Origin of the sequence: Paenibacillus sinensis (assembly GCF_019904155.1) — a bacterium.
Taxonomy (GTDB): domain Bacteria; phylum Bacillota; class Bacilli; order Paenibacillales; family Paenibacillaceae; genus Paenibacillus_AQ; species Paenibacillus_AQ sinensis.
Genome location: NZ_JAHCMB010000021.1, coordinates 1 through 25,767 on the forward strand (window position 1 = coordinate 1; position 25,767 = coordinate 25,767).

Sequence of the window (25,767 nt, forward strand, 5' to 3'; positions counted from 1 at the left end):
TTATAGCTTTTGTGCACGACAGGTAAGGATATGGAACTAATCCAGGTTCGGCAGCCTCGAAGTCGAATTAATTATTTTTACTTTATAAATTCAACTATGGTATAGTAAGGACAGAAAATACGTACAATGCAAAGAGAGCCGTGCGGGAACACGACTCTCCGAGCAATATCCGCTTTTAAGGGCGGCGGCTTTAATCAGGTACTACCCACAAGAATAGGTCGCGATCTTGGACAGAGGGCGGCCTATTTCTTTTTGTGGAAGGAAAGAATCAGCACCACCAGAGTCGCAAATGAGATCATTAGCGTCAATGCTTGGTATACCTCCACAGGCATCACCTCCCTTCCGGGAGATTTAGCCAGCCACCCTTGCAAGCCTTCTATTGCTTCCGCAATTATATCACGACGACGAACAGGCTGGATAGCTGACACAAACTAGCCTTTTTCGAGTCCTATTCCACTTTCGCATTGAAGCGAAATGGGTGCGAACCCCCATCACCTAACCCTGCCCAAACCCATAATCCCGCTCAACCTTGCATACCCTCGTCTTATATCGGAGATACCAGTCGGACATGCCTTTTTGCTGAGCAATCATATGCCGTTCGTTCTGCTTCCAATTATGTATCGCTTCGAGCGATTCCCAGTAGGATACTGTAATCCCCACGCCTTCCCTGGCGCTTTCCACACCTAGAAACCCGGGATGGGCCGCTGCAAGCTTAACCATTTCATCTGCCATTTCGGCATATCCATCATCCCCGGCGCTACGCTCCGACGTAAAAATGACGGCGTAATAAGGCGGCTCCGGAGTATTTGCTATTTCGCTCATATGTCCCCTCCCATAATCATGTTGCTAATATTCAGTATAATCTATAATTGAATTTGATCAATCAATGGTCAATAAAGAGCGTTATGGAAGTCTCACCTTTTGCCTCCTACATCGACCAGCTGCAAAAGCATAACTTTTTGTTCCTTTACGCGCCAACCAGGCTGCCGCCCAGCCCATTCATTAGGCATCTGCATAGAATGCCCTATACTCGTTAGGGAGGTAGCTGTACGATGAATAGTTCAATGCAACCCATGTCTCATATGACCCACCCTATTGTCGTCTATCCTGTTGACCCTTGTGTTGTGGAAGCCTTAAAATGTTTGGTCGGCAAACCGGTTGTTCTGGAAACCACCCGCGGCAGGATTAGCGGTTGTATTGTCGAGGTCAAACCAGACCATGTTGTACTGGATACAAATGGCAGACGATTCTTCGTCCGCATCAGCGAGATCGTCTGGTTCATGCCTTGTTAGTTCCGGTCGATTCGCCTATTTTATGCAAAAGCTGACGCCCGATCGGACGCCGGCTTTGTAGCCGAAACTCTCCGCCTGCGTATCGCAAGCGTCTTTTCCGGCTCGCTATACCGGACGGATATACAAAGGCTGCCTTCCCGGCGGCCTTTGGCATGTTATGGGGTCATACTTTTTTCGGGAAGAAGGACTGCACGTTCTCTTCAATCTGCTTCAGGATATCTGCATACGCCTTTTCTTGCCGCCGAACAGCAAATGTCCTACGGACTCGATTCCCACGAAGTCGAAAATCCCGGTGTCGGACGTCATTTCTAATCCCGCGGTCATACCGATTTGATCATAAATCTCAATCGATCCAGTACTCTTTTCAACAAACGTTACGGTTGCTCTTGTTCGGCTTCGTTCAGACCGCCATAGAATTACATCGTTACAGCTATGCAATTTCAAGTACTTCTCTCCGTTCGGTTCTACCGGATATCTTCGTGTATAATGGGTAATACCAAATCTGTTTATTTCAAGTCCGGTTAAAGGAGCCAAGGCATGTCAAACCGTAAATGGCTGTTCGCCGTCATCCCCCTCTTTTTATTATTCGGCTGGCTGCTTGTCCGGTTCACGCTCTCCTTTCTCCATATTCATCAGCTGGTCAGGCCGCTTGAGGCGGTTGAGCCGATAGACGGTAGTCCCGGTAAAAAGATCGTACTCATCTCGCAGGAACGCGGCAACTATTTCTGGCAGGCTATCGAACAAGGCGCGCACGAAGCTGCTGCCAAATACGGCTTGCGTCTTGACTATATCGGACCGGACCGCATCAATCCATCCGAGCAGATCAAGCTGCTGGATAAGGCGATCTCGGCCAAGGCCGATGCCATCGTGGTTCAGGGCATTAACGACCCGGAGTATCGCGCGTTGATTGATAAGGCTGCGGGTCTCGGCATTCCCGTTGTCACGGTCGACACAGACGAGCCCGGCTCCAAACGCCTGGCCTATGTCGGTACGGACAACGAGGGCGCCGGCCGGCAAATGGGCGAGCTTGTGGCACATGCCGCCGGAGAACGGGGCGAAATCGGAGTGCTGATTAGCAGTGAGCAGGTCGAGAATCAGCGGCTTAGACTGGCCGGATTCCGATCCGTCATCGGGCAGTATCCCGGTCTGCATATCGTGGAAATCCGCTCCTCCAACATTTCGCGGCTTCAGGCCGTGCAGCAGGCTCGGCAAATGCTCATCCAAAGTCCGAATATCCGGTACATGGTCGGGTTCAGCGCCCTTGACGGTCCGGGTATCCTGGAGGCAGCTCAGCGGGTTGGCGTAAGCGGATTGCATATTTTCGCTTTTGACGATATGTCGGAGACGGTGACTGCGATTCGCCAATCGAAGATTGAATCGGCCATCGTGCAGCAGCCCGTGGAAATGGGAGCGCAGGCCATTGAGCGGCTTCATGATTTTTTCAGCGGAAGCACACCCACTAGCGTGACCTATACCCGCACTTATGTAATGGACAAGGGGTCAACGGGCCAGAATGACGGAGGCGAAACTCCATGACGATACGAGCCAAACTGCTGATCTTCATCCCCCTTCTCGTCGTGTTTGCCAATACCGTTGCTTTCTTCGTGTTCCAGAGTGGAAAGGTCGTGCAGCGGAGTTATGATGAAATGCTGGGACGGATTGTTCTGATTGAGCAGAATACGGAATCTGCAGATACGAATCTAAATCTTCTCTACGCCTTCCTGCTCGATCCGAGAACAGACCAGGCCGAGCTGAATTCGGCGGGCGGACAATTGGAGCGGCTGAGAAGCGAAATCCGTCAGGAAGGCAATCAGGCGAAGGCTTCCTTCACCCTGGAGGATTACGTTAATCTGACAACGACCTTTCTTGAACAGAAGCAAGCTGCCATTCAGGCCTCCGCCACCGAACAACCTCAGATCGCTTTTGATCATTATGCGGAAGCTGAGAAGACAGCCGGCTATATCCGTGAAGAAGGACAAAGGCTGATCGATGCAGAGCTGGCTTTTTACCGTCCGATCATCAATAATATCCGGGAGGAGAACGAACGGATGAGCCGGCTGGGCGCGGCGTTGTTCGGAATGAACGCGCTTATGGGCGTGCTGTTCGCAGTCTGGGCTTCCCGCAGTATTACGGGACCTGTCGGCAGACTGGTACGTCTGGCCAAGCAAATCGCGACCGGTAATCTGGACATCAGACCCCAGCCAAGAAGAGACGATGAGCTTGGCATCCTGTCGGGTGCGATTTACCAAATGTCGGCAGACCTCAGCGAACTCATTGAGCGTGACAAAAAGAGTCTGGAAATGCAGCGTCTTGTGAAAGAACTGGAGCTTCAGGCTCTTCAGAGCCAGATTAACCCTCATTTTTTATTCAATACGCTGAATGTGCTCTCAAGACTGGCCCTGCTGGAAGGGGCCGATAAGACGAGCGATTTGATTGTCTCGATGTCGAATCTGCTGAGATACAGCTTGCAGAGGTTGGATACTCCGGTCACACTGCAGGAAGAAATCACCCATATCAAGGAATATGCCGCCATTCAGCAGGCGCGTTTTCGGGACCGCATCCGGTTTGAACTTGATGCTGACCCAGCTGTGCTTCAGGTGGAAATTCCGGCGCTTACGCTTCAGCCTCTTGTCGAGAACGCTTACCTTCATGGATTCGCCAATATGGAGAGCGATGCCGTTATCAGCCTGAAGGTGTTGAGAGCAGAGCCTGGGGTGCTGATCGAGATTTCGGACAACGGGACCGGAATACCGGAGGAGACCCTGCAGGCCATCTTGCGGCTCGAAGCGGGCGGTGATAGCGGCAAATCCACCGGGCTTGGCACACGCAATGTGTTGAAGCGGCTTCAACTGTTCTACGGGGAGGAAAACCTGGTCCAAATCCGCAGTGGGCTTGGCCAAGGAACAACCATAACTATTCGAATTCCTGCCAAAGAAGGAGATGAACAAATACATGTACAGACTTCTGATCGCGGATGACGAGCCGCTGGAAAGAGAGGGCCTGGAATTGACCGTGGAGCGGTCCATGCCGGGCGTATTCCGCTTCATCCATGCCGGCAATGGACGCACGGCGATCGAATGTGCGGAAGAGCATCGTCCTCATATTGTGTTTCTGGACATCAATATGCCCGGAATTGGCGGGCTTGAAGCGCTTCGTGAGCTGAAGGAACGGCTGCCGGACACCCGGTTCGTGCTTGTGACCGCCTATGATTATTTCGCCTACGCCCAAGAGGCGCTGTCTCTGGGAGTGAAGGAATATATTCTGAAGCCTGCGAAGCGCGATCAAATTGTCGGAACGCTGAAAAGGTTGATCTCGGAGATCGAGCGAGAGAAGCAGCTGCGCACAGAGGAACTGGAGCTCCGACATAAAGTATCCCAGCTGCTGCCTCTTGTTGAAAATGAGCTGGCACTGATCCTGATGGTTGACCAGACGGCGGACTCTACTGCTTCCCAGTTATCGGAATGGCTGGATTTCCCTCTCGATCAGGGGAACGCGATCGTGGTCGCTTTTGACGGACACCTCTCCCCGGAGGAGAAGAAGCGGATTTATGATCATTACCGCAGCTTTGTCAAAATCCATAATCCCGCCACGATTGTAAGTTCCTTGATCGACCATCATCTCGCCATTTTTGCAAGAAAACCTCTCTCCACCCGCGAGAACGACTGGCGGGAAGAGATCATGGAGCTTGCCCGCCAGCTCTCAGAGCTTGCGCAGCAGCAGACGGGAATTGAGGCTTTCGTTGGCATTGGTTCTCTGAGGAAGGGAGAAGACGGATTTCGCGAATCGTACTTCGAAGCGGTATTTGCCTCCACCCTGCCGGAACCGGGCAGCGCATACTGCCTCTTTGACGAGTTGAAGCAAACACAGCATGACATCGAAAAGTCAAAGACGGGCCCGGAGCAGCCTTACGTCATTTCGGCTCTTAACCGGATTCGCGAGCAGCGCGAGGAACAGACGATGACTGTGCTGGGCAGGGCCAAAAAGTATATCGAGGAACGCTTCACGGAGGATCTTTCTCTGGAGGAGGTCGCCGATTATGTCCATCTGAATCCTCATTATTTCAGCAAAATATTCAAACAGGAATACGGGGAAACATTCATTGATTTCGTAACCCGCCTGAGAATCGGCAGAGCAATCACGCTGATAGGAGAAGGCCGGTTGACCCTGAAGGAGGTCAGCTTCGAAGCGGGCTACAAGGACCCCAATTATTTCAGCCGGGTCTTCAAAAAGATCACCGGTGTTTCGCCCACCGAGTTCAAGGTTCAAAACCAATAGCATGCACTAGTACCTTGACCGTTTTTGATTCTAGTTTTAAGCTCATCCTATAAGAAAAATATGGGAGGGCGCCCTGATGAACAAAAAATACGAGGTTCGACTCGAACCGAAGGAACGCGAATGGATTGAAAAACTTCTTCATGCTGATTCTACATCCCCTGGCATTCGCCGCCGCTGTCTAGTCCTCCTACTTTCGGACGAAAATCAAGGGGCCATCCCCAAGCAGGCTGAAATTGCCCAGCGCTCAGGGGTCAGCGATGTGACCGTTTATTACACAGTAAAAGACTATTGCACCCGTGGGCTGGACGAGACGCTGCATTATCGTCGGCGCGCCGAACCGGCACGTCCCTCGCCGATCACCGGCGAGGTGGAAGCCCGGATTATCGCGCTGGCCTGTTCCGAGCCTCCAAAGGGGTATGCTCGCTGGACAATTCGTCTGTTGACCCGTCGGGTGATCGAACTGAATATTTTGGAATCCGTAGGACGAGAAACCATTCGGACGACTTTAAAAAAACAAGGCTTAAGCCTCACTTAAAAAAACAGTGGTGTATCCCCGCTAAATCCAGCAGCGAATTTGTGGCTCGTATGGAGGATATTCTGGAAACCTATGCCCTTGCGTACGACACGGAAATTCCGCTGATTTGCATGGATGAGCAGCCCGTGCAATTGCTGGATCATTCGCGGCCTCCACAGACGATGAAACCCGGACAAGTTCAGCGAGAAGATTATGAGTATGTTCGTAAGGGAAGTTGCAGCCTCTTTCTATTCACGGAGCCGTTAGCCGGGTGGCGTCACGTGCAGGCTTCGGAAAGACGCACCAAAACCGACTGGGCTCTGCAGATCCAGGAATTACTGGAAGTCCATTATCCTGAGGCGAAACGGGTTCGACTGGTGATGGACAACTTGAATACTCACACGATATCGTCCTTGTATGAAACCTTTGCGCCTGAACACGCCTTAGCCTTGGCGAAACGATTGGAAATCCATTACACTCCGAAGCATGGCAGTTGGCTGAATATCGCTGAGATTGAACTCAGTGCACTGACGATTCAATGCCTGAACCGCCGAATCGCCTCCATTGATGAATTGCAGGGCGAGGTGTCGGCTTGGGAAAGCGAACGCAATTGGGCTCAGAAATCCGTGGTCTGGCAATTTACTACCGAGCAGGCTAGAGGTAAATTAAAGCATTTATATCCTCAAATTTGATACGGTCAAGGTACTAGTCNGATTGTGACACACTTATTATAGATCTAGTTGACAGAGGGCTTTCAGAGCAATTTCGCATGAATATGAGTAGAAGAACGGAATTAATCCGAGAACTATTATCTAGAACTGCAAAGCACAATAAAATTAAAGTAATTGTTGAGGATGAAATTTTTATACGAAATTATTTCAAGAGGTATGAAGACCATCCAAGAATTTCAGTGGAGTACAAATAAGTCTAACTAGTCACGCTTCGATTCGATCCAACAAGGGAAATTTACTTCGCTGAGGTATGGGCAAATTCACGCTCAATATAGCGAATCGCAGGTTCCAGGTATATTTCGCTTCAAATCTAACGTCCACAGTGCTTATGGATAAGAAGCTCCATGAGCTGCTGTGCTTGGTGTTTCAAAAGTTTGGGTAGTTTTCCCGGAGAGTGACCCATAGCCAATTGATTCAACCCACCACACCGGTATTCCTCCATTACCCGCCTACTGTTTTGGAAATTCGATGAAGGGTTTCAGATATTTAGGCCTTGATCATCGTAAGATAGCGCTCGTACATCCGTTTACCCGATGTCTGTTTCATTGCCTGCTCTACAGCTTCCATTTCATTATCAGACGTTGTTATTCGGGTCACGTCCTTCTCAGGTAATCTTACTCTAGAGTTACCTGATTCCGACGNCCATGTCAAGATCATCCGGCATGGACTTTTATGTGTCCTCATGACAAGAAAATGCTAGCCGTTCCCCCGTTCCTTTTGCTTCATTCCCTGAGGTTAAGATAGTGCTTACAATCCTCCATTTAGTGAAGACGATAGCCGGCTTCCGCGTGCAAAACCCGTGCTATACTTCATCTCAAGAACAACTTGCAAGGTTCGAGAGACAGGTACACGGAAGGGAGTCTGATCAATATGGCTATTGTTATCAATAAAGAAACGCCTCAGTCGAAAGCGCTTCAAAATGAAAAGCCCAATATGCTTTTTGTGACGCTGGTATCCATCGTTGCGGCGCTTGGAGGCATTCTCTTCGGCTTTGATATTGCGGTCGTCTCGGGGGCGGTCGGTTTGCTGCAGCAGCGTTTTGCCCTGAGCGAATTTCAGGTGGGATGGGCGGTATCCAGTTTAATTGTAGGAAGCGTCACGGGCGCTGCGCTCTCCGGTTATATGAGTGAAAGGTTTGGCAGAAAAAAGGTGCTGCTCGTTGCCGCCTTCCTCTTCATTGTCGGTTCAATCGGCTCTGCGCTACAGGACACCTTTACCGGGTACATTATCGCCCGCATGATTGGCGGTATTGGCATCGGCATTACCTCTACCATCTGCCCCGTCTATAATGCGGAGATCGCGCCGGCTAAATATCGGGGACGCCTGGTTGCCCTGAACCAGTTGGCTATTGTCACCGGCATTTTCCTGGTGTACTTCTTGAACTTATGGATCGTCAGCATGGGGGACGACGCTTGGGATGTATCCACCGCGTGGCGCTGGATGTTCGGAATCGGGGCCGTTCCGGGACTGCTGTTCATGATTCTTATGCTGTTTATTCCCGAAAGCCCGAGATGGCTCATCAAGCAGAACCGGCCGTATGAAGCGCTGCCAATTTTGATTAAGATTCATGGAGAAGAAGCTGCCAAGCAGGAAGTTCTCGATATCAAGGAGTCTTTCAAGAGCGAGAGCGATTCGTTCAAGCAATTGTTCAAACCCGGCATTCGAAAAGCTCTCTTCATCGGTGTCGCACTCGCCGTTATGCAGCATATTACCGGTATCAACGCCATTCTGTATTATGCCCCAGAAATATTCAAAGGAATGGGACTCGGTACGGACGCCTCTCTGACACAGACCATCTGGATCGGACTCATCAATGTGCTGTTCACCATTTTATCGGTATGGCTCATTGACAAGGTTGGCCGGAAAGCGCTGCTTCTGACCGGTACTTCCTTGATGACCCTCTGCCTGGCTGTAATCGGAATCGCTTTTCAAATGGACTTGACTTCGGGTCCGCTCGTGCTGATCGTGATTCTCGTTTATGTCGCTTCTTTCGCTATATCGCTCGGACCGGTCGTATGGGTTATGCTGTCGGAGATTTTTCCGAACCGCATCCGGGGCAAAGCAGTCGCAATCGCCTCAATGGCCCTCTGGGCGGGCGATTATCTGGTATCCCAGTTGTTCCCGCCATTGCTGGGTTCAGCCGGTCCAGCCCATACCTTCTGGATTTTCGGAATCGCCTCTCTGTTCTCGTTTCTGTTCATATGGCGGGCCGTTCCCGAGACGAAGGGAAGATCGCTTGAAGAAATGGAAAAGATGTGGACGGCGAAGTAAACTCACTTTGATCCAACTGTTATTGGTTTGAAATCGTTCTGTGGATTTTTATGCAAAATGTATGTGGAAAACCCCTTCTTCGCACATCTGCGAAGAAGGGGTTTTAACGTTACCGGCGATTAGAAGTATGTATGCTTGACTCTCCACTGCTCCAGCTTGATCGAGAGCCAGAACGAGTAAATGCCCAGGGTGACGATGCACAGCAACCACCATTTGATCCAGTTGCCAAACAGCTGCATGGCCGTTCCGTCAAAGCGGAGCCGCTGTCCATTAATTACGGTGTGCTCGACTTTCCAGCGGTACAGCACAACAACCGCCCAAGGATAACAGATTCCGAGCGTGCAGACCGTTACCAGCCATCCGACAAGAGCCCAGCCGATATACTCCAGCAGTCCTCCGTCGAAATAGGAAGCTCCATTCTGTCCTGGCATATTAACATTCACATTGATTCCAGTCCCCAACATCATCCCCCCTTTTCCAATATTCTTTGTTTATTATGCATTTTCTAGGATTTTTATCCTAAGAGAAATGTCACAATTCGCAGAAAACCAGGCCTTTGGTTTCATGGGGTAACTTAGTCCACGAAGTGAACAAATTCCTCCGGGTTTCTCCTGATATACGCCGCGATAGTCTCCATTTAATTGCAAGGCAGCGACCTGAAAGTCGCGATGCAACACTTCTACCGCGCTCTTCAATTCGCCGTCGCGCTCAAGTTCGGTCAGCTTATTGTCCTCCCATGAACGTCCAAGCCGTAAATTCCGTTCCCGAAGGTAGGCCTCGCCTCTCTCCAGCACCGGAATCAGAGCGGTATCCTGGAAGAACTCCAGTCCCCGCAGCACCTCCTGCCACATGCTGGGCTGGCTCAGCAGGTAGGATATCCATCCGTAATGTTCCTCCGGGGAGTTCACAGCATGACGGTACAGAATCTCGAACATACATACCGCCTGCTGTCCCTCATTCAGTTGTGCAAGAGCCTCCCCCTTCACCGCCATGCTCTTTCCGCGGATCTGACGGAAGACCGGCTCCACACAGACCTGTCCCAAATTATGATCCCGGACAGCATCGAAATCCGCCCTGCTCATTTCCGTTCGCATTCTTTCTCCACTCCTCTCATCGGCTTCTAATCGGCTTCCTCTGAATCTGTTCGCCTGAATGAACCTATAACTCCTGAACCTATACGCCCGGCATCCCGGCTAACCCTGCCTGTATTGGCAAGACTCCCTTCATAAGTATTAGTTCAAATTCAAGCTCATGGCGAATGGGGATACCGTCCAGACCGATTAGGGGAATGGACAGCTTCAGCTTCCGTGCTTCCGTTATGGCGTCCCGGTGAACCGCCTTCAGATCAAGGCCTCTCTTCTGATAGAACCGGATCGCCCTCGTATTGTCATTCGAGGTAATCAGCCAGACCCGGGTGCAGCCCTCATCCCTTGCCCGCCTTACTACGGCGCCGAGCAGCTCCGTACCTGCTCCCCTGTTCTCCCGCCGGCTCTCCAGCGATACGATTTCGCATTCCCTGTTCTCGATATGGTAAAAGACTTCTCCCACCATATTTCCATTCATGTCGGCCGCATAATAGCCCGGCAGACGCTCCAGTTCATGCGTTCGCCCCCGGGATACCATAACGGACCCGGCTGCAGAAGCCGCCTCAGCCCGCAGCGCGCCTTCCAGAACCCGAATGTCCATATGCGCTCCTCCTTCTCCTGTCTCCCGCTGCTATCTATTGTAAGCAATCGGAATGTTAAAGGAAATCGGAGAGCGCAACCAGCCGGTTAAACTGACAGGGGTTTATATTTGTACGACTTTCCAACTCGCATGGACTTCTGGCCTACGAGGCTTTCGCGCCATTCACCGGCCGCCAGGCCAAAATCCGGTCCAGACGAAAGGATCGCGGGCTGCCCGAAGCCAGGCATGAGGCCCGGACGAGGCCTCCCCGGATGTCATTGACCGTGATGACCCTTTGGGATAGTTTCCCTTGACTGTCCAGGTATACGATTTCCACGGTATGGCCTATATATTTTCTCGGCATGCAGTGCACCTCCGAACAAATGTTTGCTTTCTGACATCTCCATTATGGCAAACATTTGTTCGTAAATCAAGAGTAAAAAAGCACTCTCTATCCTGAAGAAGCCTGACATTTACCGGGATGTGGAAGACTATATTCAGGCGCTCAGTTTGCGCATTTTTCCACTTAACGCCAAATACGGTCCCGCGTCTCTTTTTATCCGCCAATTATTGGAATCCGCATGTAACCCCGCACCTCGTCTCACCGTATCACATCGTAGGAGGCGGTCATGATGAATTTGGTTTTTCGCGATAATTTTTTTAGCGCCGGAATTACGGAAATCCTGAATGAGCAGAATGAGAATATGGGATCTCTCGATTTGAAAAGCGCATTGGGTTCATCCATCGAAGTGTACGGCCCGCAGGGACGGCAGCTTTTTCAGGGAAGCTTCCGCTTCTTCTCGAACAAATGGGAGGTGTCATCTGCGGAAGGAGAACTGGCCGGGGTGCTTAGAAGCCGTTTCTCCTGGTCCGGCAAGAAATTCACCTACGAAACCGAAGGACGCGGGGTTTACGAGATTGATTCTCCAGCCTTCTCCAAAGAGTATGAAATCGCGGACGAAACCCGAATCGCCGCTTCCTTCACACAGCTGAACGGCTGGCTCTCGCCGGGCGCCTATCTGCTCGAGAATTCAAGCAAGCTGCTGGATTCGTATGAGCTTGTAGCGGTTATTATGGGCGTGCATGCCATTCAAAAAAGACATCGCTCGGCGGCAAGCACCTAAGCAATTCAGCCGAAGCGCCTATACGTGGTACCCCCTGAATAAACTTGAAAAGACCCCGTTGAAATATCTTCGCTCTTCCCTTACAATGAACTCATAAACGCGCGTTTATGAAAGGGGGATGTCATGCGCAGCGAAGATATTGCCAAGCTGGCGGGAGTCTCACGCAGCACGGTATCCCGCGTCATCAACAACTATCCGAATGTCCCGGAAGAGACACGGATCAAGGTTTTGAAGGTGATCGAGCAGCATCAGTACGAGCCGAACAGCTTCGCCCGCGCGCTCGCCGGCAAGAAGACCGACACCATCGGCCTGTTCGCCATCAGCATGAACGAGAAGGAGAACGCGACGCGGATTTATCAGAACAGCTATTTCGCGCCCTTTATCGACGCGGTAGTCGATATCTCCAACTCGCGGGGATGCTATGTGCTGATCCATACCGTGTATGCGCCCGGCGACTTTCTCAAGGTCAAGCAGGCGTTTCTCCAGAAGCGCATCGACGGCGGGATTATCGTCGGAACGCAGAAGGACATCGATATCGTCAGGGAAATGGTCTCGCTTGAGACGCCGCTTGTGCTGATCGATTACGATATCTCGGAGATTATGGCGGAGCATCTCGATAAGAATCATCTGGCCATCGTCAACTCCAAGGATTACGAGGGCACCACGGAAGCGATCGAGTATTTGATCGCTCTCGGCCACCGGGATATCGGCATTATTCAGGGCAGCATGAGCACCTACTCGGGACGGGAGCGGTTTACGGCTTACACCGACACGCTGAAGAGGCATGGACTGGCCGTGAACGAACGGTTTATCCTTCCGGGCGAATTCCTGAAGGAGACGGCGTACGCCGAGGTCGTCAAGCTGCTGGATTCGGGCGAACCGCTGCCGACGGCAATCTTCAGCAGCAACGATGATATGGCGATCTCAGCCATTGAAGCGCTTGCCGAGCGCGGCGTTTCCGTGCCCGAGCAAATGTCCGTCATCGGCTTCGACGACGTCCAGCTCGCCGCCCGCATTCACCCGAAGCTCACCTCCGTCCGTCTGCCGATCTTCGAAATGTCCAAGGCGGCGGTAGACAAGGTGATGGAGCTGTGCGATTCCCGGCAGCCAACCTTCAGTACCGTCAGCTTCCCGGCGCGTCTGATCGAACGGGATTCCTGCGCACGCCCCTTCGGAGGCCGCACGCAGGATCACGAACCGGCTTAAACGATACGCTTGATCCGTTGATGACCACATTACCGGAAGGAAATTCAGCCACCCTGAACATCAGGTGGCCGGATTTCCGGCGCAGGGGGTGTACCGCCACCACCCTGCACTTTCGGATTTTTTTTACCTCCAAATAAACGCGCGTTCACATATGAAAGGGGATTCTTCTGATGAAATTCGGAACCTTTGACGACAATCGCAAGGAATACGTAATCAACACGCCCAAAACGCCTTACCCCTGGATCAACTATCTGGGCAACGAGCAGTTTTTCGGCCTGATTTCCAATACCGCCGGCGGCTACACCTTCTATCGCGACGCCCGCCTGAGAAGACTGACCCGCTACCGCTACAACAACATCCCGCTCGATACGGGCGGACGCTACTATTACCTGTATGACAACGGCGATTTCTGGACCCCGGGCTGGATGCCGGTCAAGCGCGATCTCGACTTCTACGAATGCCGCCACGGCCTCGGCTACACCTCCATTACCGGTGAGCGGAACGGTATTTCCGTGACCCAGCTGGCTTTCGTCCCGATGGGCTACAATGCGGAAGTTCACCGTCTCGTCGTCAAGAATACAGGATCTGTGGAGAAATCGGTTAAGCTGTTCTCCTTCGCCGAATTCTGTCTCTGGAACGCCCAGGACGACATGACCAACTTCCAGCGCAACCTCAGCACCGGCGAAGTTGAAGTCAAGGATTCCGTCATCTATCACAAGACCGAGTACCGCGAGCGCCGCAACCACTACGCCTTCTACTCTGTCAACCGCCCGCTCGACGGGTTCGACACGGATCGCGAGTCCTTCCTCGGCATGTACAATGGTCTGGACGCGCCGCAGGTTGTCGCAAACGGCGAAGCCTCGAACTCCGTCGCCAGCGGCTGGTCGCCGATCGGCTCCCATGCCCTGAATCTGACGCTCGCTCCGGGAGAAGAGCAGAGCCTGATCTTCGTGCTTGGCTACATCGAGAACGAGGAAGAAGACAAGTGGGAATCGTTGAACGTCATCAACAAGAAACCGGCTCTCGCCATGATCGAGCAATTCGCCACCGACGAGCAGGTTGACGCGGCTCTGGCAACGCTTGCCGCCCATTGGGACGGCCTGCTGTCCAAGTACCAGATCCAGAGCGGCGACGATAAGCTGAACCGCATGGTCAACATCTGGAACCCGTACCAGTGCATGGTCACCTTCAACATGTCCCGCTCGGCCTCCTATTTCGAATCCGGCATCGGCCGCGGCATGGGCTTCCGCGACTCCAACCAGGATCTGCTCGGCTTCGTGCACCAGATTCCGGAACGCGCGCGCGAACGCATTCTCGACATCGCCGCCACCCAGTTCGAGGACGGCAGCGCTTATCACCAGTACCAGCCGCTCACGAAGAAGGGCAACAACGAGGTCGGCACCGGCTTTAACGACGACCCGCTCTGGCTGATTCTGGGCACCGCCGCGTACATCAAGGAAACCGGCGATGTCAGCATTCTCGATGAGCAGGTATCGTTCGACAGCGATCCGGACAACACGGCTACCCTGTTCCAGCATCTGAAGGTCTCCTTCGAGCATGTCACGAACAACCTGGGACCGCACGGCCTGCCGCTCATCGGACGCGCCGACTGGAACGACTGCCTCAACCTGAACTGCTTCTCGAAGGAACCGGGCGAATCGTTCCAGACGACTGCGAACATCGAGGGACGCGTGGCGGAATCCGTATTCATCGCCGGCCTCTTCGTCTTTGTCGGACCGGACTATGCCCGGATCTGCCGGATGCGCGGCCAAGAGGCTCTGGCGACGGATGCCGAAGCGAAGATCGAAGACATGCGGCAGACGACGCTGACCCACGGCTTCGACGGCGACTGGTTCCTGCGCGCCTATGACCACTATGGCGAGAAGATCGGCAGCAAAGAGAACGAAGAAGGCCAGATCTTCATCGAGCCGCAGGGCATCTGCGTTATGGCCGGAATCGGCGTGGAGGGCGGCCAGGCCGAGAAGTCGATGACCTCTGTGCAGGAACGTCTCGACACGAAATACGGCATCGTGCTTCAGCAGCCGCCATACTCCAAGTACTACCTGAATCTTGGCGAAATCTCCACCTATCCGCCGGGCTACAAGGAGAACGCGGGCATTTTCTGCCACAACAATCCGTGGATCATGATCGCCGAAACCGTGCTGGGTCACGGCGACCGGGCGTTCGAGATTTATTCCAAAATCGCTCCGGCTTACCTGGAGGACATCAGCGATCTTCACCGCACCGAGCCTTACGTCTACTCGCAGATGATCGCCGGCAAGGACGCCGTGCGCCACGGCGAAGCGAAGAACTCCTGGCTGACCGGAACGGCCGCCTGGAACTATGTCGCCATCACTCAGGCCATTCTCGGCATTCAAGCGGATTTTGACGGCCTGAAGGTCGATCCGTGCATTCCGGCCGAGTGGGACGGCTTCGAAATCACCCGCGTCTTCCGCGGCGATACGTACGTCATCAAGATCAAGAACCCGAACCATGTCTCCAAAGGCGTGGCCAGCCTGACGCTCGACGGCGCTGCCGTGGAAGGCAACATTATCGCTCCGGTGCTTGACGGCGGCGTTCATCAGGTCGTCGTGGAGCTCGGCTGATCGCAGCATTTCTGCACATATGATCCATAGCTTGTGCCATTGAGGCCGCCGGAATTCCGGCGGCTTTTTAAGCATTCGGAAAAGTGGTAATGAATATACATATACACGATCATATGTTCGCATTATAATAGGATCAGACCTACTCCAAGAGGAGCTGACCTCATCATGAAAGAACGCATCATTCTGCTGTCGGACTGCCAGAGCTTCTACGCCTCCGTGGAAAAAGCCGCCCAGCCCGCCTACATCGGCCTGCCGCTGGTCGTCGCCGGCGATCCTGCCCGCCGCAGCGGCATCGTGCTGGCCGCATGCCCGCTGGCCAAGGAGCGCGGCGTCACTACGGCGGAGGCGCTCGGCGAAGCGCTGGCCAAATGTCCGGACCTCGTCGTCGTCCGGCCGCGGATGCAGCACTACATCGATGTCTCCGCCCAGATCACCGCCATTCTGCGCACCTTCAGCGACATGGTGGAGCCCTACTCGATCGACGAGCAGTTCGTCGATATAACCGGCAGCCTCGCGCTCTTCGGAAGCGCAGAGGAGATCGCCGCCGCCATACAGGAGCAGATCCGCACCGAGACTGGCGTCTACGCCCGGGTCGGCATCGGCTACTCCAAGGTGACGGCCAAGATGGCCTGCGATTTGTGGGCCAAGAAGTCGGACAACGGGCTGTTCACCCTGTCCCGGGAGCTGCTGCCCTCCCGGCTGTGGCCCCGGCCCATCGGAGACCTGTTCATGGTCGGGCGCCGCATGGCGGCCCACTTCGACAGCATGGGCATCTTCACGATCGGCCAGCTGGCCGAAATGCCGCTGGCCGAGCTGAAATGGAAGATGCGCGAGAAATTCCGCAAGCGTTGCGATATCGACGCCGAGCTCTACTGGCGGATTGCGAACGGCATCGACGACAGCCCCGTACACACGGACACGTACGAGGCGCCGCCGAAGAGCGTCGGCCACCAGATGACGCTGCCCCGCGACTACCTCAGCTTCGCCGAGATCAAGGTGGTGCTGCTGGAGCTCTGCGAGCTCGTCTGCCGGCGCTGCCGCGGCCTCGGCATGAACGGCTCCGTCGTGTCCGTCGGGTGCCAGGGCGCAAGCTTCGAGGAGCCGACCGGCTTCTCCAGACAGACCACCCTGCCCGATCCCTGCAACGCCACGAACCTTGTCTATGAGGCCGCCATCCGGCTGTTCCGGCTGCACTGGGACGGCCAGCCGGTGCGCCGGGTCAACGTTACGCTGTCGGGACTGTCTAGCGAGAAGGAATACCAGCTTACCCTGTTCGAGTCCAGGCCGAAATACCGGGAGCTGGAGCGGGCAACCGATCTCCTGAAGAGCAAATACGGGGACGCCATTATCGGCAGAGCTTCCTCCTTCACCGATTCGGGGCAGCTCAGGGACCGGGCAGGCAAAATCGGCGGACACTATAAATGACGGAAAAAGCCGAATTTTCGAAGTTCGACTTGATCTTTTGGTCTCCTCCGGGCACAATCAATATATAACACCCAAGGGGAGGATTAAGAAGGCTTGGACAGTCCCGAGAACAACACCCAAAACAACAACATCTATGAAATTATAGATTTATGCCTGTTCGCCGGCAAAATCATGCTCCAGAACGGCGCGGAGACCTACCGCGTGGAGGATACGATGACGCGCATGGCGGCAGCTCTCGGCTTTCCCGGAGCGCATAGCTATGTGACGCCGACGGTCATTCTGTTCACCACGAGCCGGACGGAGCAGCCGAAGCTGTTCCGCATCGCTGAGCGCACAACCGACCTGCAGAAGGTCGCCCAGGTCAACGACATCTCGCGCCGGCTCAGCCAGCGGGAGCTGACCTCGGCGCAGGCGCGGGAAGAATTGGCGGCGGTCGATGACTCGGCGCATGCCTACCCGGCCTGGCTTCGGGTCGCTGCGGCCGCGCTTGCGGGCGGCTGCTTCACCATCATGTTCAATGGCCAGTACAGTGACGCTCTGCCCGCCATGTTCGTGTCGGGCATCGGCTACGCGGCAGCGGCCTATCTGCAGAGGCTGGCGCAGATCCGGTTCTTCGCGGAGCTGACCGCCTCGATCCTGATCGGCCTCCTGTCTTATCTCGCCGTTCAGGCCGGCATCGGCGCGGAGACGGATAAAATTATCATCGGCTCCGTTATGCCCCTCGTGCCGGGACTGCTCATTACGAACGCGGTCCGCGATCTCATGGCCGGCCATCTCATATCGGGGCTGTCCAAGGGAGCGGAAGCGTTCCTGACCGCTTTTGCCATCGGAACCGGGATTGGCCTCGTGCTGTCCTTTGTTGCTTAAGCTTCATGGAAAGAGGAATATGCTTATGATCATGATCGTTCAGCTTCTGACCAGCTTTATCGCTTCCGCCACCTTCTGCATTCTCTTCAACACGCCAAGACGCATGCTGCTGCCGTGCGGCCTTGCGGGCATGCTGGGCTGGATGGTCTACCTGCTGCTAAGTCCCGATTGGAAGCCCGTGGTGGCGACCTTCTTCGCTACGGTCATCGTGGGGGCCGTGAGCCAGATTTTCGCGCGGGTCTTCAAAATGCCCGTTATCATCTTCAGCGTCGGCGGCATTATCCCGCTCGTTCCCGGCGGTCTTGCCTACGACGCCATGCGCCGGTTCGTCGAAGACGATTACAGTACCGCCCTGCAGGTTGCCGTTCAGGCCCTGCTGCTCTCGGGAGCCATTGCCGCCGGCCTTGTGCTCAGCGAGGTGCTGGGGCAAATGTTCCGGCGCAGAAGAGTGTAAACCAAGAAGAAGCAGAACGGACCGCCGTCCGCCCTGCTTCTTTTTTCATCGTAGAGCAATAAATACAGTAGCTTATTTGACCGCCACCGCGCAAATGACCTTGCCACCCGGATCATAAGCTTCGCCCGCGGCATCGCCGTACAGATCAATACGGTTAAATCCTCCATGCTTCAGTTCACCAATCAGCGCCTCGCTCGTGAAGCAGTGCTCCCAAATATTGTAGCAGTCAACGTCATCATCACCATGGACCACGATCGTCTGCGACAGAACGGTATCATCCTCATCATAACGGTAAAAGGAATTCAGACAAAGATGAGGCTCCCCATTCCAGAAGCCGCCGCTGTCATGATAAGCCCACTCTTTCGACTCCGCCTTCCCCTCATGCTGCGCAGGAGTGAACACATCCAGAATAAACTTCCCGCCAGGCTTCAGCGCTTGATATACGTTATTAAGTAAACGGCGCCTCTCATCAGTGGACAGAACACCGAAATCGCAATAGATAAGCGTAATCAGATCAAATTGTTCAAAGTAATCCACATCCAGATAGTTTTGATAGCAATATGTAATGGAATGTCCGTTCACAGCGGCCTGCTCCTTGGCATAGGCAATGGACCGCCGCGAGAAGTCAACTCCCGTTACCGAATATCCGGCTTGATGGAACCACTCCGCATACAATCCGGGACCGCATCCCAGATCAAGCAGAACCGGATGCTCCCCAGGCGGCGCAACATCCGAAATAAAGCGAACCGATTTCTCGATAAACGCCGTCTTTCGGCTGGCCGCATCCCAATTTGCATTCAAATGAGCTTCCAGCATCCCTTTGGAAATATGGGGATCATCCCAGAACTTGCCGGTGCTTGGCGTATGTATGGGCGGTTTGCTTAAGTATCTGGATAACAATGGATGCAAAATAAATTCCTCCTGAATTTCATTTCCAAATTTTATAATTCCCTGCCTGAAGCCATTTTTCCTTTCCGAACAACCGAATCGATCATCCCTGTTCAAAAGATCAAATTTTAAATAAATAGCCCTTGATTTAATACTTTGTTTGTAGTACTTTGATTAGAGTATAAATATATAAAAGGTGGAGAAAACCATGAGAGCATTTTTTAAGAACAAGGCCGTCCAGGCCGGCGTGTTTATGCTGGTGTTTTACCAGCTGATCATGCTTCCAATCTTCATGGGCGGTTACAGCGCCCTGCCGAAGAACATGACCAACATCACACTGTCCCTCGTGAACGAAGACGCCAAGTACGGCAAGGAGTTCGCAGCCAAGCTGAAGGAGCAGCTGCCCTTTCGGCTCGTGACCGACCAGAGTTTGGCGGAAGCCAAGCAAGCCCTGAACGACCGGGACGTTCAGTTCGTGATGCATATTCCACAGGACTTCTCGGAGAGCCTTGCCAAGCAGGGTGAGACGGCGAAGCTCGAATTCCTGATCGACCAGTCCAATCCCTCCACAGTCACGCAGACCGCCCAGAGCGCGATCAATCAGATTTCCGCCGAAATCAGCAAGCAGATCGAAGTTCAGAGCATCCAGGGAGCGTTCCAGAGCATGAAGGTTCCGCAGGAGCAGGCGGCGCAGATGGCTCAGGCGCTGACCGGCAAAGTGGAGACGAATACCGTCGTTACCAACCCGCAGCCTGCGGGGATGCATAATCAGATGGCGCCCTTCTTCCTGTCGATGGCCATGTATGTCGGCGCCATGATTTATTCCATGATGAGCACTGGCGCGCTGAAGCAGCTTAGCGGACGGTCCGGCAAATGGAAAGCGTTCGGCTCCCTTCAGGGCGTCAACCTGATCATCTCTCTGATCGCTCCATTGGTCGGGGTCAGCATTTATTTTGCGGTTCACGGCTATGGAGCGGAAGCGTTCTTCAAGGTCTGGATGACTCATTCGCTGGAAATGTTCACAGCCATCGAGTTCACCAGCATCTTCTGCATGCTGGCCGGCCAGGGAGGCATGCTGCTTAACATGCCTCTTCTTCTGACCCAATCGATCAGTGCCGGTTCGGTCATGACGCGGGATATCATGCCGGGATATTACAAGTTCGTCAGCTATATTTCGCCTATGTATTATTCGGTTCAGCTGGATTACAATACGCTGTTCGGCGGAGGAAAATCGGCCGAGTTCGTAATTTCCCTCGCGCTTATCGCCGCTGCGGCGCTTGTGCTGAACAGCATCATTCATCTCGTCAAACCCGGCAAGGGCAAGGAGCTGAGCGTTCAGACACAGGCAGGTTCCCTGCCGGCGATGCAATAGACCTCCCTCATCTTGCGGTGGGCTTGCGAAGCCTTATGGCTTCGCGGGCCTATTTTGCTATAATGGGACTATCGGTTTAGAGGTGACACAGGGGGGATTACGGTGACGCTGCAGATTTTTATACTGGGAACATTAAGTGAAGGGGAACACCATCCTTACGATATCAAGAAAATGATAACAAGGGCGCTCGACAACACGTCGGTAAGCGACGGGGCGCTGTACTATCATTTCGAATCGCTTCGGAAGAAGGGGTTGATCGAGAAGGTTAAGGTCGAGCAGAAAGAGAACCGGCCGGAGAAGACCACTTACGGAATCACGGACAAAGGGCGCCAGGCGCTGGAAGAAGAAATTTACGAGACGTACAGAAGCTTCACCAATGTCACTTCGCTGTACTCCTCTCTGCTCTTTCTGGACAAGATAGACAAGGTCAAGCTGGCTTACCTGATTGAAGAGGCGATAAAAAGGCGGGAGAACAGCCGGAATATAATTAAAGAAGCGGATTACGATAAGAGCAGCATACCTGCCAGGCACAAAGGCGCGCTGCAGCTGATCGAAGATCATGCCCGTGAGATGGTCGATATGGACATCAACTGGCTGAACGCATTGCTCGATTACATCCGTTCGCTGGATTAGCGTTAGCGCGCCGGAACCGGCCCATGCGGCTGGCTCATGCGACTGGCCCGTCCAGCCGGCTCATTCGGTGTGCTCAACGGGAGACAGAGGCTCTGCGCGCGAACAAAGGGCAGTCCAAGGCTTGTTACAAGCCCAGGACTGCCCCTTTATTTTATAATTGCGGAGAAATTAGACCTTTGCCGATCACATTCGCCGACACCGGATTTTTGCCGATTTCTCTGGCCCAGACGGATAATTGCCCCATATGGTGAATCTGGTGAGCAATCATATGGCGCATAACCTCGCCCCAAGTGTCCACCGCAACCGTTCCATCCGGCTGAGGATCATGAAACGGACGGCTCTCCAGACTGCCATTCCATGCGTATACAAACGACTCGACCTCCGGACGAAACTCGCGGTCCAGCTGACGAACCTTCTCCAGCGTACTGTAGCCATCAAAGCTCTCCTGGAAATCCGGCTTGCCTTGCAAGACGCGAACCCAGCTCCACTCCACATCCACAACGTGAAAAAGAGTCTGAAGAATGCTTCCGACACCGCCTGTCCGTCGGCGAAGAAGCTCAGCTTCGGCAACCTCCTCGCACCACCGGTACCACTGCTCCCGGACCATCCAGTTATAACGGAACATCACTTCCATGTCTTTCCCTCCGTGTTGTTCAGGCTCAGGCTTTGGCGGTGGCGTGATGGCGAATCCAGGACAGCGCGAGCGTTCCCTCGCCGGCATGAATGCCCGCGACCGGAATGAACGGCATAATCTCTGTCGCCATGCCCGGCGCCATCTCCCGGATCTCTTCGTCAAGCTTATGCGCCTCATCGGCATTGCCTGCATGCATGATGCAGACCTCCCGGATCAATGCGGCGTCTTTCTTCAAAATATCAAGGAGCTTATGCTTGGCTTTCTTGAACGTGCGAATTTTCTCTTCGACAAACACCTTGCCGCCATCAAATTTCAATAGCAGATGAATGCGCAGCAGCTGCCCCAGCACAAGCTGGGGACCGGATAACCGTCCGCTGCGGTGGAGCCGGGTCAGGCTGGACGGCAGCATGTAGAACGACATATTGTGGATCAGTTGCTCGATTCGATCCTTAATCTCTCTGACGGTCAGGCCCATTTGATGCCAATGCACGCCGCTCATAATCATTTCGCGCAGCGGGTAAGCACCGACCTTCGAGTCGATCCCCGTGACCGGAACCTCCGCGATTTCAGCGGCCTGCATCGAGGTATTAAAAGTGCCGCTCAGCTCGGAGGAGCAGTGAATGGCGATAATTTGATCGTATTTGTCCTTCAGCGATTCGTACAGCTCGATAAATTCCCCGATGGGCGGCTGCGAGCTGCCGGCCTGCTCATGATGACGCATCCGGTCGTAGAACTGCTCCGCTGTAATATCGATATTCTCCTTGTAGCACTCGCCGCCGACGATCAGGCGCAGCGGGACTACATAGACATGATTATCTCTGACGAAATCAGGATGAAGCGTGCTGGTGCTGTCTGTTACCCAGGCGATGGATGTCATTCGTAACCTCACTTCTCTCTTCTTGGAGTCGGATCATGGCATGCACGAGAAGCCGGTGACAACAACAGGCACCAGGATACGCGCTTACCTTATCCGCAGAAACCGCTTTGGCAGAGCCAAAACGAAAGGTGCGGATGCGGCCGTTCGGGGGCGGTTCGATTAATGGCTGCCGGCCACCAGCTTCTGGTAGACGACGATGTCGAGCCACCGGCCGAACTTCTGGCCGATCTCCCGGTAATACGCACTTTGCTCATATCCGTTTCGTTCAAAAAACTGCCGGCTCGGCCCATTTTCCGAGCAGATCGTGGCCACCAGGGAGTGAAAGCCGTTCTCGGCGGCCTTCCGCTCGATAAACTGAAGGGCGGGACGGCCGATTCGCCGCCCCGTCGCCTCCGGCTTCAGATACACGCTGATCTCCCCTGTAACATCGTATGCCTGCTTGTTCTTGTGCCGGGTAATCAGGATATAGCCCTGCATCCTTTCACCCAGCATGACCGCATAGGAAGCGAAACGCGGGTCGCCATGCAAGGTGTTCCTGGTCATCTCCTCCACCGTCAAAGGCTCGATGTGAAAGGAAACGGTCGTATGCTTCACATAGTGATTGTATATCTCGGTCATCTCGGCCATGTGCTCGGGGCCGATCGTGACGTAAGACAGTTCTTCGGCTTCCATCCTCTAATCCTCCCAAATCGATGTTTCAAGCTGATCCATGAAGCGCCGCAAGCCGGCAGCGGCTTTGAAGCTTAACGCTCCATCCTCGAACATCCGCTGCACGCTGTCACGCTGCTCCTGGAAGGCTTCCAGCTTGCCGAGAAACTTGCGGCTTTCCTCCATTTCCGCCAGCCCTGCAGCCGGGACGCTCTCCAATCGGTCAATCATCTGCCCGTACTTGGCCGCCACGATCTCGGAGTCTCCGTGGATCTCCGGGTCGTCCTCCTTCTTGACGGCGTCGACCGCAGCCCGGCACATCTCAAGCCGGGCGCGGCGCACACATTCGGCAGACGAGGCGATAGCGCTGTTGCCTTCTCCTGCGCCATCGCCTCTGGCCTCCGGCGCCTTCGAGAACAGGCGTGCGAACAGCCGGCCGAGCTCTCCAAGCGACATCCGGAGCTGCGAATCGGCATCCCGGGCCAGGAACGCTTCCTTCCGGTCCAGGAATTCGAGCATCGCCCGGCCCGTATCGGCGGGAACGCTCCCCTCCTCCATCATCGCGAGGAGCTTTCGCCGCTCGGCGTGAAGCCCCGTCAGCTTGGCTTTGGCGCGCTGACGCGCATGTTTCTCCGCCTCCGGGGATAGAGCCGGAGGTCCGCCGGACCCAAGCAGCCCGGCGTAGATGCCGGCTGCGTCGCCTTGCACTGGCGAGACAGGCGCGCTGTACTCCCGCTCTCCAGCAGGTCCGCTGCTCATCGCAGGTGAAGGAGAATACGCACCGGTCTCCAACGCGCCGGTCTCGGCCCCGGCAGCCCCGCCGAGCGCCGGAAATCCAGGGCCGAGACTGCGGGCGGCGATACCCGCCATACCCGCTATCGCTGCCATTCCGGCTGCGGCAGCTGCGGCCGAGCCGCCCTCTTCCCCCTTGAGTATGGCGACGCATTTCTTCTTGATCTGCGAGCTGATTACCTGCTCGCTCTCCTCCTGCACTTCTTCCTCCTTGCCCGCCATCAGCGGAAGCGCAATGCTTGCGAGCAGCAGCGTCGTCAGGATGACGCCTGCGGCGAGGAAGATAATGAGGTCGCGCTCGGGAAAGCGCGAGCCGTCATCCAGATAGAGCGGGATCGAGAAGGCGCCCGCCAAGGTCACGGCTCCCCGGACACCGGAGACAGACAGAACCGCCAGCCCCTTAAGCGGAGGACGGCTCCTCTTGCCGGTCTTGGCGTTGTTCATAACGGCAAACACGTATACCCACAAAAAGCGCAGCGCGATCAGCAGCGCCGTTATCGCCAGCACATACAGGAGAACCGTCGTATTGTTGAAGGCTTCATCCCGGAGAATGACCGACGCCACATCCGGCAGGGAAACGCCCAGTATGAGAAACACCAGGCCGTTGAGAACAAACAGCAGCATGGACCAGATGCTGGCCGACACGAGCTGCAGTTTGTACTGCGGCGAGGTTGACCGGTCCTTCTCCACCGCATGCACGATTCCCCCGGCCACAACGGCCAAAATGCCCGAGACGCCGATTTCCTCGCTGACGAGATAGATCAGGAACGGGGTCAAAATCTGGAGAAGCACATGCATCGTGACATCCTCCATGCCGAGACGCTGAAGCAGTACGCTCAGGCGTATCAGCAGAAAAGACAGCACCGCTCCCGCCAGCAGACCACCCGCCGCGATGAGAATAAAGCTCCCTACGGCATGGGAGAAGGAGAACACGCCGGTTACCGCAGCCGCCACGGCGAACTTGAACGCCACCAGGCCGGAGGCGTCATTCATGAGGGACTCGCCCTCAAGAAGCCGGTGCGTCCCCTTGGGAAGATGCACCCTGCCGGCCAGAGCGCTTACCGCCACCGCATCGGTCGGAGACAGGATCGCCGCCAAGGCAAAAGCCGCCGCAAGCGGAATGGACGGAATCAGCCAGTGGATCGCATAGCCCGCAACCACGACGGTTGCGAAGACAAGACCCAGCGCCAGCAGCAGAATCTGGGCCCGCAGGTTCCACAACTCGTCCCGGGGCGTCCTTCTGCCGTCATTGTACAGCAGCGGAGCGATGAAGAGCACGAAGAACAGCTCCGGCTCCAGTGACAGATGTATCCCGAGCGGCGCAGCCGCTGCGAGGGCCCCGAGCCCGATCTGGATCAGCGGCACAGGCACAAAGGGGACGAAGCGGTTGATAATCTTCGACAGTCCGATCAGGACAAGAAGAAGCAGCACCGAGCTGAATAGTTCCACATCACCATCTCCATCTATAGATTGTTTATATTAATAATACACTA

At 54.5% G+C, this 25,767-nt stretch carries 25 protein-coding genes and 2 pseudogenes; 15 read left to right on the forward strand and 12 right to left on the reverse strand.

All coding sequences use genetic code 11. The features are described 5' to 3' along the window. Window positions 1-242: 242 nt before the first annotated feature. On the reverse strand, window positions 243-332 hold the full coding sequence (locus KIH86_RS30050; protein WP_222850467.1) for a putative holin-like toxin: 90 nt from the start codon (window positions 330-332) through the stop codon (window positions 243-245). Window positions 333-495: 163 nt separating this feature from the next. Further along, on the reverse strand, window positions 496-822 hold the full coding sequence (locus KIH86_RS01405) for an antibiotic biosynthesis monooxygenase family protein (protein ID WP_223088381.1): 327 nt from the start codon (window positions 820-822) through the stop codon (window positions 496-498). Window positions 823-1,052: 230 nt separating this feature from the next. Between KIH86_RS01405 and KIH86_RS01410 the strand changes: the two genes are divergently transcribed. After that, window positions 1,053-1,292, forward strand: a complete 240-nt coding sequence (locus tag KIH86_RS01410) for a DUF2642 domain-containing protein (RefSeq protein ID WP_223088383.1) — start codon at window positions 1,053-1,055, stop codon at window positions 1,290-1,292. A 163-nt stretch (window positions 1,293-1,455) separates the two neighbouring features. Here KIH86_RS01410 and KIH86_RS29385 read toward each other — a convergent pair. Next, window positions 1,456-1,637: pseudogene (locus KIH86_RS29385) on the reverse strand (NAD(P)H-dependent oxidoreductase); the annotation flags it as partial. Between the two features lie 192 nt (window positions 1,638-1,829). On the opposite strand from KIH86_RS29385, the gene KIH86_RS01415 reads away from it, so the two are divergent. The 6 genes from KIH86_RS01415 (at window position 1,830) to KIH86_RS01435 (ending at window position 9,083) form a co-directional block, all read left to right on the forward strand. Then, window positions 1,830-2,828 carry a substrate-binding domain-containing protein gene (locus KIH86_RS01415; protein WP_223088386.1) on the forward strand — a complete coding sequence of 333 codons (999 nt, stop codon included), beginning with the start codon at window positions 1,830-1,832 and terminating at the stop codon, window positions 2,826-2,828. Continuing rightward, on the forward strand, window positions 2,825-4,270 hold the full coding sequence (locus KIH86_RS01420) for a sensor histidine kinase (protein WP_223088388.1): 1,446 nt from the start codon (window positions 2,825-2,827) through the stop codon (window positions 4,268-4,270). Before KIH86_RS01415 ends, KIH86_RS01420 begins: the two co-directional genes overlap by 4 nt. After that, complete coding sequence (locus KIH86_RS01425) at window positions 4,245-5,567, forward strand: response regulator transcription factor (protein WP_223088390.1); 1,323 nt, start codon at window positions 4,245-4,247, stop codon at window positions 5,565-5,567. Before KIH86_RS01420 ends, KIH86_RS01425 begins: the two co-directional genes overlap by 26 nt. A 76-nt stretch (window positions 5,568-5,643) precedes the next feature. Then, entirely contained in the window at window positions 5,644-6,102 is a 459-nt protein-coding gene (locus tag KIH86_RS29390; RefSeq protein WP_235775212.1) for a helix-turn-helix domain-containing protein, read from the forward strand. Beyond that, window positions 6,042-6,773 carry an IS630 family transposase gene (locus KIH86_RS01430; RefSeq protein WP_235775218.1) on the forward strand — a complete coding sequence of 244 codons (732 nt, stop codon included), beginning with the start codon at window positions 6,042-6,044 and terminating at the stop codon, window positions 6,771-6,773. The genes KIH86_RS29390 and KIH86_RS01430 overlap by 61 nt, the downstream gene beginning before the upstream one ends. Window positions 6,774-7,682: 909 nt before the next feature. After that, window positions 7,683-9,083: a sugar porter family MFS transporter gene (locus tag KIH86_RS01435; RefSeq protein ID WP_223084034.1), complete on the forward strand. Its 1,401-nt coding sequence runs from the start codon at window positions 7,683-7,685 to the stop codon at window positions 9,081-9,083. Window positions 9,084-9,202: 119 nt separating this feature from the next. On the opposite strand, the gene KIH86_RS01440 is transcribed toward KIH86_RS01435, so the two are convergent. The 4 genes from KIH86_RS01440 to KIH86_RS01455 all read right to left on the reverse strand — a co-directional run bounded on the left by KIH86_RS01440 (window position 9,203) and on the right by KIH86_RS01455 (window position 11,112). Beyond that, window positions 9,203-9,547 (reverse strand): DUF898 domain-containing protein, encoded by a 345-nt coding sequence (locus KIH86_RS01440; RefSeq protein WP_235775213.1) that lies wholly within the window; start codon window positions 9,545-9,547, stop codon window positions 9,203-9,205. A gap of 30 nt (window positions 9,548-9,577) precedes the next feature. Beyond that, window positions 9,578-10,177 carry a hypothetical protein gene (locus tag KIH86_RS01445; RefSeq protein ID WP_223084035.1) on the reverse strand — a complete coding sequence of 200 codons (600 nt, stop codon included), beginning with the start codon at window positions 10,175-10,177 and terminating at the stop codon, window positions 9,578-9,580. Window positions 10,178-10,256: 79 nt separating this feature from the next. Then, the gene (locus KIH86_RS01450; RefSeq protein ID WP_223084036.1) at window positions 10,257-10,769 is read right to left on the reverse strand and encodes a GNAT family N-acetyltransferase; all 513 of its coding nucleotides are present in this window, start codon (window positions 10,767-10,769) and stop codon (window positions 10,257-10,259) included. Window positions 10,770-10,911: 142 nt separating this feature from the next. After that, window positions 10,912-11,112 (reverse strand): hypothetical protein, encoded by a 201-nt coding sequence (locus KIH86_RS01455; RefSeq protein WP_223084037.1) that lies wholly within the window; start codon window positions 11,110-11,112, stop codon window positions 10,912-10,914. A 268-nt stretch (window positions 11,113-11,380) separates the two neighbouring features. On the opposite strand from KIH86_RS01455, the gene KIH86_RS01460 reads away from it, so the two are divergent. The 6 genes from KIH86_RS01460 to KIH86_RS01485 all read left to right on the forward strand — a co-directional run bounded on the left by KIH86_RS01460 (window position 11,381) and on the right by KIH86_RS01485 (window position 18,430). Beyond that, window positions 11,381-11,872 carry an LURP-one-related/scramblase family protein gene (locus KIH86_RS01460; RefSeq protein ID WP_223084038.1) on the forward strand — a complete coding sequence of 164 codons (492 nt, stop codon included), beginning with the start codon at window positions 11,381-11,383 and terminating at the stop codon, window positions 11,870-11,872. Window positions 11,873-11,995: 123 nt separating this feature from the next. Then, window positions 11,996-13,078, forward strand: a complete 1,083-nt coding sequence (locus KIH86_RS01465; RefSeq protein WP_223084039.1) for a LacI family DNA-binding transcriptional regulator — start codon at window positions 11,996-11,998, stop codon at window positions 13,076-13,078. A gap of 170 nt (window positions 13,079-13,248) precedes the next feature. Then, window positions 13,249-15,684 carry a GH36-type glycosyl hydrolase domain-containing protein gene (locus KIH86_RS01470; RefSeq protein WP_223084040.1) on the forward strand — a complete coding sequence of 812 codons (2,436 nt, stop codon included), beginning with the start codon at window positions 13,249-13,251 and terminating at the stop codon, window positions 15,682-15,684. 165 nt (window positions 15,685-15,849) lie between these two features. Further along, window positions 15,850-17,109: a DNA polymerase IV gene (locus tag KIH86_RS01475; RefSeq protein WP_223084041.1), complete on the forward strand. Its 1,260-nt coding sequence runs from the start codon at window positions 15,850-15,852 to the stop codon at window positions 17,107-17,109. Window positions 17,110-17,202: 93 nt separating this feature from the next. Continuing rightward, complete coding sequence (locus KIH86_RS01480) at window positions 17,203-17,976, forward strand: threonine/serine exporter family protein (protein WP_223084042.1); 774 nt, start codon at window positions 17,203-17,205, stop codon at window positions 17,974-17,976. Window positions 17,977-18,007: 31 nt separating this feature from the next. Continuing rightward, window positions 18,008-18,430: a threonine/serine exporter family protein gene (locus KIH86_RS01485; RefSeq protein WP_223084183.1), complete on the forward strand. Its 423-nt coding sequence runs from the start codon at window positions 18,008-18,010 to the stop codon at window positions 18,428-18,430. A 72-nt stretch (window positions 18,431-18,502) separates the two neighbouring features. Here KIH86_RS01485 and KIH86_RS01490 read toward each other — a convergent pair whose 3' ends face one another. Further along, the gene (locus tag KIH86_RS01490) at window positions 18,503-19,339 is read right to left on the reverse strand and encodes a class I SAM-dependent methyltransferase (RefSeq protein WP_223084043.1); all 837 of its coding nucleotides are present in this window, start codon (window positions 19,337-19,339) and stop codon (window positions 18,503-18,505) included. 187 nt (window positions 19,340-19,526) lie between these two features. Here KIH86_RS01490 and KIH86_RS01495 point away from each other — a divergent pair, with 187 nt between their 5' ends. After that, window positions 19,527-20,690 carry a YhgE/Pip domain-containing protein gene (locus tag KIH86_RS01495; protein WP_223084044.1) on the forward strand — a complete coding sequence of 388 codons (1,164 nt, stop codon included), beginning with the start codon at window positions 19,527-19,529 and terminating at the stop codon, window positions 20,688-20,690. 102 nt (window positions 20,691-20,792) lie between these two features. Further along, a complete protein-coding gene (locus KIH86_RS01500; protein WP_223084045.1) occupies window positions 20,793-21,323 on the forward strand; it encodes a PadR family transcriptional regulator in 531 nt (176 codons plus the stop codon). A gap of 151 nt (window positions 21,324-21,474) precedes the next feature. On the opposite strand, the gene KIH86_RS01505 is transcribed toward KIH86_RS01500, so the two are convergent. The 4 genes and pseudogenes from KIH86_RS01505 to KIH86_RS29395 form a co-directional block, all read right to left on the reverse strand. Beyond that, the gene (locus tag KIH86_RS01505) at window positions 21,475-21,957 is read right to left on the reverse strand and encodes a DinB family protein (protein WP_223084046.1); all 483 of its coding nucleotides are present in this window, start codon (window positions 21,955-21,957) and stop codon (window positions 21,475-21,477) included. Window positions 21,958-21,982: 25 nt separating this feature from the next. Further along, complete coding sequence (locus KIH86_RS01510) at window positions 21,983-22,834, reverse strand: DegV family protein (protein ID WP_223084047.1); 852 nt, start codon at window positions 22,832-22,834, stop codon at window positions 21,983-21,985. Window positions 22,835-22,993: 159 nt separating this feature from the next. Beyond that, window positions 22,994-23,506 carry a GNAT family N-acetyltransferase gene (locus KIH86_RS01515; RefSeq protein ID WP_223084048.1) on the reverse strand — a complete coding sequence of 171 codons (513 nt, stop codon included), beginning with the start codon at window positions 23,504-23,506 and terminating at the stop codon, window positions 22,994-22,996. Between the two features lie 849 nt (window positions 23,507-24,355). Next, window positions 24,356-25,723: pseudogene (locus tag KIH86_RS29395) on the reverse strand (Na+/H+ antiporter); the annotation flags it as partial. Between the last annotated feature and the right edge of the window lie 44 nt (window positions 25,724-25,767).